This is a genomic window from Streptomyces coeruleorubidus, assembly GCF_028885415.1.
Classification (GTDB): Bacteria; Actinomycetota; Actinomycetes; order Streptomycetales; family Streptomycetaceae; genus Streptomyces; species Streptomyces coeruleorubidus_A.
On sequence record NZ_CP118527.1, the window covers coordinates 8,616,236 to 8,627,866 of the forward strand.

General features: G+C 67.4%; 9 protein-coding genes. 2 read left to right on the forward strand and 7 right to left on the reverse strand.

Going from position 1 to position 11,631, the window contains the following annotated elements:
- Positions 1-272: 272 nt before the first annotated feature.
- Positions 273-1,043 (reverse strand): HNH endonuclease, encoded by a 771-nt coding sequence (locus PV963_RS39645; RefSeq protein WP_425540987.1) that lies wholly within the window; start codon positions 1,041-1,043, stop codon positions 273-275.
- Between the two features lie 150 nt (positions 1,044-1,193).
- Positions 1,194-1,361: a hypothetical protein gene (locus tag PV963_RS39650; protein ID WP_274821269.1), complete on the reverse strand. Its 168-nt coding sequence runs from the start codon at positions 1,359-1,361 to the stop codon at positions 1,194-1,196.
- 672 nt (positions 1,362-2,033) lie between these two features.
- Between PV963_RS39650 and PV963_RS39655 the strand changes: the two genes are divergently transcribed.
- Both PV963_RS39655 and PV963_RS39660 read left to right on the forward strand, forming a co-directional pair.
- Complete coding sequence (locus tag PV963_RS39655) at positions 2,034-3,290, forward strand: hypothetical protein (RefSeq protein ID WP_274821270.1); 1,257 nt, start codon at positions 2,034-2,036, stop codon at positions 3,288-3,290.
- 183 nt (positions 3,291-3,473) lie between these two features.
- Positions 3,474-3,848, forward strand: coding sequence for a deoxyxylulose-5-phosphate synthase (locus PV963_RS39660; protein WP_274821271.1), 375 nt, complete (start codon positions 3,474-3,476; stop codon positions 3,846-3,848).
- A gap of 43 nt (positions 3,849-3,891) precedes the next feature.
- On the opposite strand, the gene PV963_RS39665 is transcribed toward PV963_RS39660, so the two are convergent.
- The 5 genes from PV963_RS39665 to PV963_RS39685 all read right to left on the reverse strand — a co-directional run bounded on the left by PV963_RS39665 (position 3,892) and on the right by PV963_RS39685 (position 11,575).
- On the reverse strand, positions 3,892-4,974 hold the full coding sequence (locus tag PV963_RS39665; protein WP_274821272.1) for a MerR family transcriptional regulator: 1,083 nt from the start codon (positions 4,972-4,974) through the stop codon (positions 3,892-3,894).
- 76 nt (positions 4,975-5,050) lie between these two features.
- Entirely contained in the window at positions 5,051-7,060 is a 2,010-nt protein-coding gene (locus PV963_RS39670; protein WP_274821273.1) for a serine/threonine protein kinase, read from the reverse strand.
- A 325-nt stretch (positions 7,061-7,385) separates the two neighbouring features.
- Positions 7,386-7,595: a hypothetical protein gene (locus PV963_RS39675; RefSeq protein ID WP_274821274.1), complete on the reverse strand. Its 210-nt coding sequence runs from the start codon at positions 7,593-7,595 to the stop codon at positions 7,386-7,388.
- 493 nt (positions 7,596-8,088) lie between these two features.
- Positions 8,089-10,635: a GmrSD restriction endonuclease domain-containing protein gene (locus PV963_RS39680; protein WP_274821275.1), complete on the reverse strand. Its 2,547-nt coding sequence runs from the start codon at positions 10,633-10,635 to the stop codon at positions 8,089-8,091.
- A gap of 106 nt (positions 10,636-10,741) precedes the next feature.
- Complete coding sequence (locus PV963_RS39685) at positions 10,742-11,575, reverse strand: hypothetical protein (protein WP_274821276.1); 834 nt, start codon at positions 11,573-11,575, stop codon at positions 10,742-10,744.
- Positions 11,576-11,631: the final 56 nt, after the last annotated feature.

An 11,631-nucleotide genomic window follows, 5' to 3' on the forward strand; every position in this document is an offset into this window, starting at 1 on the left:
GACAATTCTACGACAGGTCGCTCCACGATCATCCGAGATGTGTGCGACCCTGCCGCACCGATCCTCTTTTTGACGCCCGCCCGCGACGAACCGACCGTGGCAGAACCCGTACGAGCCGGACTTCGCTCGCGACGACGACCTCTACGCTCCGGAACCCCGGCGTCGAAGGTGCTGCTGCGCCGCACCACAGCAGCCCTGGCTCCCGCCTTGCGGTCCCGCCACAGCTTTTACAATTCCTCGGAAGACGTAAGACCCAAGCGGGCGTGTGTTTGTCACGAGGTAAAAGGCCGCGCCGTTCCGCTGTGGTGGGCACGGTGGTACGCCAGGTACTGGCGGTCGATTCTGTGTTCCGGTATCTCTCTGAGTCGACATGGCGAAGCTCCAGAAGTGTGATCAGTGACGGTCAAACCATCACCTATGGTCAACATGCCGAAGTCGAAGAGGACATGATGGTTCGGGCACAGGCAGAGTACGTTGGCTGGGATGTCGGGCCCATCGTGAGGGCGCCCCAGGGCTCGGATGTGCGCTGCTTCTGCGTACGCTCCTGTTGACGTTGCAAGTCGAATGCCGCAAACCTGACATCTGTAGTCGTGCACTCGTTTCACGTAGTCGGCAACGGCGGTACTCCTGACTACGCGTTGAGTCGTCTGTTCGGCGCGTGAGGGTGTCTCGTCTCCTTTCGGCGTGTGGGCGGATGACCCGGGAGGATCCTCCGTCCCCGCGCCGGCCTCGACCTCCGTGTCTCTGAGGAGGTGAAACTGGTCCCAGCCGGCTTCAGTCAGTGTCCAGACGCCACGTGACTCCCGGGCCGGGACCAGAAGACCTGATCGCTCCATCTTCTTTCGCTCAAACCTGGTCCTGTTGTGCCATTTGGGCTCATTATCTCGATCCGTTCCTTCATGGTCTTCGGGCGAGAGGAGTGTGCCGTAGCGTTGCTCCATGTGTTTGAGTGCGTGACCGGTTGGTGCGCTGCCGCCCAACTCCACCAGCACGTTCAACAGCCAGGTTCGAAGGGTGGGTTGAGGTGTCAATCCGGATGTCATGGCCAGAGCATAAGGACTTCTGCCGACTTGGTCAGAGGGAGCACCGACTGGCCTGCCGGGACAGCAGTGCCTTTATTGGGAATGGGAGCGTCGACGCAGTGAGCGTCAGCGGCCTGCGTAGTGCTCCGCTAGCGCCTTGAGTTCCCGCGTTCACGGCAGCGCGTCGTCACCCGAGCGCCCGTACGGCGGCCGTCGGGCCAGTTTGAAGAAGCCGCTGGGCGGCCAGCCGCTGTCCTTCAGCACCACGAGCGCCGACAGCAAGGGCAGTGATCCGTCCGGGCTTTCCCGCACCGAGGCGTCCTCCAAGAGGTAAGGCATGGGGCCCTCGTGGGCGGCGACGTGATGACCGAGCCGTGCCAGTTCGCTGCTCAGATCACCCGTACGGAATGGGCACCGCGCCCTGGCGTGCCCGTGAACGCAGGATCTCGATCACGGCGTCCAGAGCCTGCTCGTACTCAAGCGTGCCCTTCTGCATGTGCCCTCCCGACCTCGGATTCCGACGACTGTCGAACCTATGCCACTGGCGGTGCGAGCGCTGTTCGAATGCGCGAAGTGAACATGCGCCCCTTGTGAACTGAGTGCATGGGTCTCATACTGATGGCGATCAACCGTCGCCCGCCCTCTCGGGGGCAGGCGCGCGTGGCCGGGGGGAATGCGTGAACGGGTGGGCGCGGCCAGGCAGCACGTGCGCTTCCAGGCGCGCAGCGATGGCACCGGTTGTCGGGCGCCGCGACGCGGCAGGCCAGGAAGGCATGGTCGGGCCCGAGTTGCTGCCGGCCCAACGACGCGTCGGCTCGAACACGTCCCGAACCATGAGGAACTGGTGTCTGCCCGGACGTCATCTCCACGTCGGCGCAAGGGAAGCGGGCCCTGGCCCTGTCCAGGCCGGCACCTCGCTCTCGCGTCATCGGAAGAGCTCGGCCCTGCCCGGCGATCGCCGCGCGCGCCCCGACCACCCACAACTGCGAGAAGCGACTTCAGGAGCGGGCGATGGACAACGAGATTCAGCTGATCAGTGACGATGATGGACTGATGGTCATCGGGAACGCGGTGGATGTCGACCGCTTCCTCATCTCGGAGGGACTGTCGTCGTCGAAGGATCTCGGACCGCAATGGCTCAAGTCCGTCTTCGGTGCCGGAGCCGCAGTCGCGCAGGCAGGTTCGGAGTTCGCCGCGGACTCCGGTCGCTGGGTGAAGCTGACTCCGAAGTCGGCACAGCTCGTCAAGAAGTACGGGCTGAGGGAAAGTTCGAAGACCGGTTTCAGCACAGGTGTGGTGAAGGGGCAGAAGGGCCAGATCAGGGGATTCGTGGAGTTCGTGAAGGGACCCCGATCGTTTCTGACCAACCCGGCGGCTCTCGCCAATGCCGCGAAGCTCATGTCGCAGGTTGCGATGCAACAGAGCATGGACGAGATCACCGACTATCTCGCGACGATCGACGCGAAGGTCGAGGACGTGTTGCGCGCCCAGAAGGACACTGTGCTGTCCCGCATGATCGGAGTGGGCATCGTCATCGACGAGACCATGACCATCCGCGAGAAGAGGGGCAGGGTCGACGAGATCATGTGGTCGAAGGTGCAGGACGCGCCGACGGCGATCGCGGAGACCCAGGTGTACGCCTTGCGTCAACTCGACGCGATCGCAGAGAAGATGGAGCGGCAGTCCAAGATCGGCGATCTCGCCGCGACGGTCAGGGAAGCCGAGTCCCCGGTTCGGGAGTGGCTCGCCGTTCTGGCTCGCTGCTTCCAACTGCAGGACGCGATCGCCGTGCTCGAACTCGACCGGGTGCTGGACGCGTCCCCGGAGGAGCTGAACGGTCATCGCGTCGGACTGAAGGCTGCCCGGCAGGACCGGCAGGAACTCCTATCGCGGAGCACCGAGCGTCTGGTGGCGCGGATGGATGCGGTTGCCGGCACGGCCAACGCGAAGGTGCTGCTGCACCCGGCCAAGTCCCCGGCTGTGGTCCGGTCGAGCAACCATGTCGCGATCGGCGTCCATGACTTCCACGAGCGGCTCGGGATCGAGTCCGGTCGCCGGTCGTCGGAGGCGAGACGATGGGTGGACGCGGCTGCCGAGGTGAGGGACAAGGCACTTGAGACAGGAGCGAGGGGCGTCGATGCCGCCAGAAGCCGCGGCAAGGTGACCCTCGACCGGGCCGGTTCGGTCAAGGGCAAGCTCTCCAGCGGGATCGTCGAGCGAGTGCGTCGTCGGCGAGGGGACGGGGAGGGAGGCGACGAGGAAGGCTGAGTGAGCGCCGGAATCGCAATGCACCCAGTTGGCCGTCGAGATGGCGACCACCCGCCGCCGGCTGTGAGCCGACCGGACACACCGGCGCGGAAGACGAGGGGCGTTCCCGCGTCAGGAGGCGTCCTCGCTCAAGGGCAATGGATGCCGGAGCGATGGAAGGACTGATGGACAGGCTCGGGAAGGATGCCGAGCCCTGGGCATCCGCCGTGGACTACTCCGACGGAGCGATCGAGGACGGAGCCATGGGCGACTACACCGGCATGGTCAAGCAGATCTCGCTCCAGGCAGCGGACCTGCCCCCGCTGCGCGGAGCCGCTGGTCCACGTGGGCTCCGCCTTCGCCGCACCCCGCCGCCGGGACACAGCGGCCTGGCGGACGCTGTCCGTTCTGCTGCACGCAGGCGTCCGCTTCCACAAGAGCTGCTGGGGCGGGCCCGGTTACCGTCCTCGCACCCTGAGCGAGGTCCGCGAGCGGATGACGTGCGCCCGGCGCAGTGGCGAGCCCTTCGCGAGGTCACTCGTACGGTACGAGGTGCCCTCATCCCCAGCGCGCGGTTGAGACGAGCGGCTGCGGACGAGGACCAATCCGACGCTTACGGCGGCTAGTTCTCCAAGCGGACCGGCATCAGTATCGAGAAGGCTACCTCGTCGTCGGGTCGGCGGATCGCGAGCGGTGCCGTGGGAGCGCCCAGCTCCAGGATCAGCTCGTCCCTGGCCCCGGCGGCGAGCGCGTGCAGCAGGAACTCGCGGTTGACAGCGACGTTGTTCTGGTCGTCGTCACCGTCGTCGCACACGATCACGGTCCCGTTCTCCGCCATCCTGAGCACACTGAGGTAGCAGGGCTCACCGTCCTGTTTGGGCGTTTCGCTCGCACGGACAGGACCGGTCTCCAGCGCCGCCCGGAACGTCGCCCTATCGACGTGGGCCCGGCGGCCGGCCGGGAGGTGGACGAGGCGACGGTAGTCGGGGAACTCGTGGCCGAGACTCTGGCCGGCCGTCTGGCGATCCCCGGTCTCCAGCGTCACGCGGTCACCGTCGACCGTCAGCTGGACGGGTTCCCCACCCGTCAGCAGCGCCCGCATCGCGTCTGCCAGCGGCAGAGGCACGACAACCTGCGTCCGAGGCCCGCCGTGCCCGGTCGTGCGTGCTTGCGCGACAGCCATCCGGTAGCGGTCGGTGGCCACGAGGTGGAGTTCTTCGCCCTCAATGTCGAACAGGACCCCGCCGAGCATCGGCAGCTCCGCGTCGGTACCGGCCGCGAAGCGGACCGCGTCCAGTGCGGCGGCCAGCTCCGGCGCGGGGACGGACAGCCGGGAGGTGGCGGTGCTGAGCGAGGTCATGGGATTCTCCCTGTGGTCGAGTAGAGATCGGAGTGTGGAGAACTCGCTGCGGGCATCGGACAGCCCCAGCTCCAGGCGGCGCAGGTGCGCCTGAAGAAGCCCGCGCACCAGGTCCGTGTCCGCGCCGGCCCAGGCGGCAAGGACGAGCCGGATGTCCGCCAGGGGCATGCCGGCCCGGCGCAGCCGGGCCAGCAACCGGGCCTCTTCAAGCTGCTCGGGCTCGTACCAGCGGTAGCCGCTGACCGGGTCCACCCAGGCGGGGACCAGCACACCGGAACGGTCGTAGAACCGGAGCGCGCTCACGCTCAGTCCGCCGTCCCGGGCCATCTCCCCAATGCTGCGCATGTCGTTCTCCACACCCGGAACTCTGAGCCCTCGACAAGGTCGAGGGTCAACCTCGGTCACGGTCCGGATCCGTCACTCAGGCCGGGCAGTCGGCCTGCGTGGTGGCCGTACCCCAACGGATCATCAGGTAGCCAGACGCACCGATCTCCGCCACGGCGTAGCGAGAATACGGCCATGCGCTTCCCGCGCTCTCCCGTTCGCTCACCAGAGCCCGGCATGCCTCGCCGGCCGCCAGACCCGCCCAGGACTCGACCTGCTTCTCATTCCACTGCAGGTAGTCCGACCAGACGTACATCACCGAGTTGCCGGGGTCGAAGCCCACCTTGATCTGCGCATTGCCGAGCACACGGTCGGTACCGAGCGTCTGACGCATCCCGTTGGTTCCCGCGATGATCTTTCTGGCGGTGCCGTCCGCGACCCGGATCTCCGCGCTGTCTGTACTGGGGATCATCGCCTGCCCCAGGCCGTCCTCGTCCGGCTGCCAGTCCTGCGAACCGTCCGTGTCCTGCCCGGTGCCGTTGTCGGCGGCCGACTGGCAGTCGGTGTTGGCGACGAAGTCGTCCTGCCACGTCACCTGGGGGTTCCGGCCCTGCTCCTCCTTCACCATGACGTACGTGCGGTACGGCAGGTCCGGGTGCAGGCGGAGAACGACGTCCCGCAGGGTCAGACACATCGACCTGGCGATCTCCGTCTCCGCGTACATCGTCCCCTGCTCGTCGGAGGTCAGCCGGTACGAGAGGTACACCTCTCGGCGCGACTCGTGGAACCGCACGGTCCCCGGAGAGAAGTCGACGCCGTCGCTGAGGTACTGCGCCTCCACACCCTGGTCGTGCAGGACCGCGCGCGCCACGTCGTGCTCGCCCGCCCCCTGTGCCGCTCGCGTCTGGTTCCAGCTCGCCGCACTCGCCGAACTGCCGCGCCCGGCCTGCTGCTTCGCCGACTCGTCCTCCTTTGCGGTGCTTGCCGAAGACTGCCCGGGCCCGGCCGAGGCCAGCGGTGATGCCGAGGCCGCGGACGAGGGTGTATGACGGCCGCCCCCGGTATCGCCGGGCAGCAGCGCCGCCACTCCTCCGGCCAGGCCGCCGATGACGCCTGCCGCGAGGACGACGGCACCTGCCAGTCGCTTCCGGGAACGACTCCGGTCCGAGGGCAGTTGCCAGGCGGCGTCCTCCGCGGCCGGCACCTCCCAGACGGCCGTGATGTCCACGGCAGTCGCCGGTACCGCATCGGCACGCGCCACCTGAGTGACCTGAGAGGCCAGCAGCACCGCGCACTCCTGGGCTACTTCGGCGGCTGACGGGCGGTCACCCGGTTCCTGGGCCAGCGCCTGCTCCACGGTCCGGCGCAGTGGTGCGGGGACACCGTCCAGGTCGGCCTCGCCCGACATCACGCGGAAGGCCACCACATCGGGTGCACCGGCCCCGAACGGCAGTCGGCCCGTAGCCGCGTAGGCCACGAGCGCTCCCCACGCGAACATGTCACCCGCCGGACCCGCGGTGCCCTGACGGTACTGCTCGGGGCTGATCCAGCCGGCGGTGCCGGTCATGACCCCGGTCCGGGTGACGCTGGTGCCGTCGGCGGCGTGCGCGATGCCGAAGTCCAGCACACGGGGGCCGGCGGGCGTGAGCAGGACGTTCTGCGGCTTCACGTCGCGGTGAACCACTCCCACGGTGTGAATGGCGGCCAGCGCCTGTGCCGTGGCCGCCGCGAAGGCGTACAGGCTTCCTTCCGTGAGCGGCCCGTGTGCGAGCACGTGCTGGTTCAGTGTCGGTCCGGGAACGTAGGCGGTGGCCAGCCACGGGGTCTGCGCGTCCGGATCGGCGGCGAGCAGCGGGACCAGGTGCGGTCCGGTGACGCGGGAGGACAGTTCCACCTCGCGCCGGAAACGGGCCCTGAACTCCGGTTCCTGGGCCTGTTCGGGATGAATCACCTTGACCGCCACGCGCATACCGTCGGAGGCGACTCCGGCGTGGACGGTGCCCATACCGCCCGCGCCGAGACGGCCGATGATGCGGTAGGGGCCTATGCGGGAGGGGTCGCCGGGACGAGCCGGCTGGACTCTTCCGCCGGAGCCGTTGTCGCTCACGAATACTTCCTTGCACTGAGGGGTGAAGGTGGCCCGAGCAGGCCGGCGTGTGACAGATGGCCAGAGCGCCGGCAGTCCTCGGTTCGTCGGGCGGACCAGACCCTCCAGACGCGCACAGTTGGTCCAAGGTGAGCAGCTGGTGCCGCAAGGCACCGAGCGGTTGGTTGCGCCTCGGCGGTAACCGTCCGCTTCCGGCCGGACATTGGCGGACTCGGCGACGTCATGACCGCCGTGTCGACCGCCGGAACCCAGCAGGTTCGGCACAGGCAGAACCTCGGGCGTGTGGGTTGGAGTCCGGCTTCGAGTGCGCGTACGTCAGAAGGCGTCAACGGTGGGCGTAATGCTTCGCCAGATCCTTGAGCTCGTTGATCCACAGCTCTGTGTCGTCACTAGGGCGTTGATATGGGGCGCGGCGGGACAGTTCGGCGCTCAGTTGGCCGTACTGCAGAAACTCGGCCCCCTGGCGCGCCCGCGCTCGCAGGATCTCGACCATGGCGCCCAACGCCTGTTCGTACTCCACAGTGCCCTTACGCATGTGCGGTCCCCTCCCCTGGACTTCGTGTCCCTTCGAGAGCCTATGCCGTCATGCTGCCAACATGCAGTCAGAGGCCGCTATTTGCGCAAGGTTGTTGTGAACTCAGCGCATGGACACCACGTCCTGAGACTCCTTGCTGGGGGATGGACGGACGAGGGCGCCGGGCGTCTACTGACTGCGCTTCAGGGTCGTCATCACGCAGGCCGGCCCGCGTTTCCCGTCCTCCCACTGCTCACCGACGTTCGGGCTTGGGCGAGTGGCGGCGGTCAGGCGGCACCGTGGTGTCGCCTGCGGGTCAGCGTGGCACAGCAGCCCTGCTCATCGTCAACTAGATGATGGGGGTTGGGTCTTCCGTGAGAGCACCGGCGTGCAGCGCATTCCGCCCACGAGGCCGATCAAATTCCCGAGAAGCCGGGGGCCCAGGTGAGTCGCAGGCCGGCACTTTCCAAGCCGCACGAGTGATGTCCCCCTTTTTTGGCATTCCCGACCGCATTCAGTCCCGCCGCGCCAGATCCAGCGCCGCCACCCCCACGAACCAGTCCAGCACCTCGCAGATCTCGTCACCGTGTTCTGCGAAGACGGTCACCGGGAAGGACGGACGCAACTCCAGCTTCGCCTCGGGCAGGTCGATGCCGGCGATCTTGTTCAGGCGGTTCAGCAGCTCCCGGCGCTGCTCCGTGTCGTCGAAGGGGCTGCGTGACTTGAGGTATTGGAAGACGACCTCGACGGTTCCGCTCACGGGGTAGATCCCGACCGGCCAGAGCAGGTGGGGCCGATGGCTCGTCCCGGCGTCGAGCATCGGGAAGCAGCTGGTCTCCTCGTGTCGGCCGTAGGTGACATGGCCGCCCTGGCGGCGCCAGAAGTCGAGCGCCGCCATGACGCCTGCGTAGGCGGTCGGGCAGTTCTCCTGCAACTGCGTGCGGAATCGCTCGGCCGCCGCGGCGTCCTCCCCGTCAGGGAGCGGGTCGAGCACCGTGGGCTGGTTCACGTCCTTGCCCAGCAAGGTCGCCAGCTCAGCGGCGGACAGACGCTGGGAACGGTGTGCCCGGCCCCATGAGTCGAAGCGCACCCCTTCGCTCGTCAGCAGGTCCTGCGGCGGAGGCCGGTCGTCGCCGTCCGCCCAGCGGAAGGAAGGCGAGATTTTACCGTCAGCGGTGAGCACCCGGTAGGCGCCGATCACCGTGGGGTTGGCACCGAGGTAGGTACCCACGGCCACCGGGTGGCTGCCGATCAGCTCGGCGACATCGCCGTACGTCGTCCACGTGCCGCTCGGCATCGCGACCAGCGCGGCCCGCAGCTCGGCCCATCCCGGCGACTCCTCGCCGGCCGGCTTGACCCCGCCGATCGGGCCGGGCCACAGCTCCACCGCGCGCTCGGCCAGACGGTCGGCTCGCTGAAGGATCTCAGCCTTGCCCCAGCGCTGCGCCGAGGCGATCTCGAGATTCATGCGCAGGGCGCTCGAGTCGAGGATCTGCTGCTTGCGCTCGAAGGGATGATTGGAGAGCTTGGCGTTGTCACCGGTCAGCGTGAGATTGCCGAGTGTGTGCACCAGCCGGTCGTGCAGCTCCTGCGGAGTCTGGTTCGGCTCTGTCTCCTCGGCGAGCAGGTCGAACCATGTGGGAGCCGGGCGCTGTGGCAGGACGTGCTCCACACTGAGGGACGCCTTGGCGAAGTCGACGGGCTCGGAGGCCCGGTAGCTCTCCTCCAGGCGGCGCAGGATGTAGCTGCGCTGCGGAGGACGGCCGCTCCAGTAGAACGGCTTGGTGCGGATCGCCTCGCGCAGCTCCTCATCGCTCGGCCAGCGACGGCGTCGGCCGGACAGGAACCGCCGGACCGCCTCGGCGGCGGGCCGGTCGGTCTCCAGCTCCTTCGGTGCCTCCATGAAGATCCGGTTGAGGCCGGTGGTCGGCGTCTGGCAGATCAGGCGCCGTACCAGATAGGACTCGACGTAACCAAGCGCCTGCGCCGCGTCGTCGGGCGTCGTCCTGCCGGCGGCGAGAAGGTCCAGCAGGTGCAGCGCGAGCGGGAAGTGGGTCTGGCCGCCCCAGGACGCCAGGCGCTCCAGCACCGCGCGCAGGGCGGGTGATTGCTCACGGGCAGGGTCGATGATGCGCAGGAACCTGCCGGCCCGCTCGGCCAGCTGCTCGATCTCGCACTGCAAAGCGTCCTCGTCACCGGCCAGCGGCTGGAGACGTTTCTGCTGCTCGCGGTAGATCTCGCTCTGTTTGGTCTTGTAATGGCCGCGCACGACCAGGTCGAGCCAGACCAGCAGTTCGAGGTTCTTCGGACCGAGGCTCTGCTGCATGGGCAACCACAGTTCCTGGTAGATCCGCTCGCCTCGCTTGGGCAGCAGCATGAACACGTAGTTGCGCAACAGGTCGCTCTGGCTGAGCCCGACACCCGTGTTGTTGATCGACTCGAAGATCCGGTAGACGTTGTCGCCGGGCTCGGCGGTGATCTCCACGATGGAGAGCAGGTCCTTCAGAACCGTCTCGACAGTGGCGGTCCACCGCTCGTCGCCCGCCTCGTGGCCCTCGGCCAGCGCACCGCGGAAGAACCGGTAGGCAGCCCCCACGTTGTCGCCGCCGCCGGCGTCGGCTCGGGACTGGACACATGCGGTGTACGCCTCCCGGTCCGCCTGCGTGGGCAGCAACCGGTAGTGATCCGGCCCCTCGTGGAACTCGTTGACGAGTATCTGGCGGTGCACCCGGTCCACACCGCGCGCGTCACCCGTCTCCTTCAGATGGTCGCGCAGCGCCGCGAAGGCCAGCATCAACGTGGTCAGTCGCTGTTGTCCGTCCACCACCAGCCATCGCTGTACTCCGCCTGCTTGGATCTGGCCGGGTGCCAGTACCACCGACCCGAGGAAGTGAGGCGGCGCCGACTCACCGGCCTGATGCTGGTCGACGAGTTCCCCGATGTCCTCCCACAGCCGCTGGAGCTGCTCCCTGCCCCAGCTGTACGTGCGCTGGTAGAGCGGAACCTGGAACTGCTTGTCCCCTTGGACGAGTTTGAGGAAGGTGATCTCCTGGGCGCGCATGCGCTTCCTTTCCCTACGGCATCCCTGCCGGGTGCACAGGCCAAGCCCGTTCATGTCCGATGTCTTGCGGGCCAGAGGGGCAGGCGTCCGTTGAACCTATGTCTCTTCAGGCGTTGTTGTCCGCCGATGCCAGGGACGAACGGGTGGAGATGCGCGGCATCGTCTCGTTGGGGGAGCGGCGCAGCAGCTTGATGCTGCGGCCCTCCACCCACGCGTTCCACGCCTTGAGGTAGTAGAGCAGGTGCTCGCGTGAGTCGTCGCGGCGTCGGTGGCTCTTGCCCGTGGCGAGGCTGAGCATCGTGTTGCGCAGGGTGAGTCGGGGGTCGCCCGGCTCCAGTCGCGCGCCGGTGACGACTCCCTCCTTCCAGGAGGACTGATCGATGTCGGGTCGTGCCTCCGTGGTGACGTACCAGCCGATGGTCGCCGCTGTGACAGTGATACGGCACGCACGGTTGAGTGCGATTCCGTGTTGGAGGGCGTCACGGATGCCAGGGTGCTTCTCAAGCATGATCAGGAGCTGATCGTTGCTGGTCACGGACGATCCGCCGCTCCACGTCGAGTCGGGTGCGTGCAGGTAGAGATGGAGGCCGCGCAGAGCTGCCGCCAGATGCGTGGCATTGGCCTCGCCGGCGAGTGCGAGCGCGTCCCGGCCGGTGCGCTTGCGTCCGGTGTCCATCACCGTGAAGGAGGTACGCGGGACGCCGTAGGTGACGGTCAAGGGCACCGTGATGCCCGCCTTGGCGATGGCGGCGAGGCGGTGCTGACCGTCGATCAGTACGCCGTCCTCATCGAATGCGATGCCCTGGTGCGTCAACTGCCATTCACCACGCTGGATCTGGCCGGCCAGCTGCTGCACCGCGCCTTTGCTGAGGGGCCGGTTGTTGGTGTTGCGGGTGAGCCACTCTGTTGCCAGCTCGGGACTGACGTGGAGCACTTCCATGTGCATGGCGTGTGGCCTTTCTATGACGGCCAGTTGGGAGCTCGTACGTGTGATGC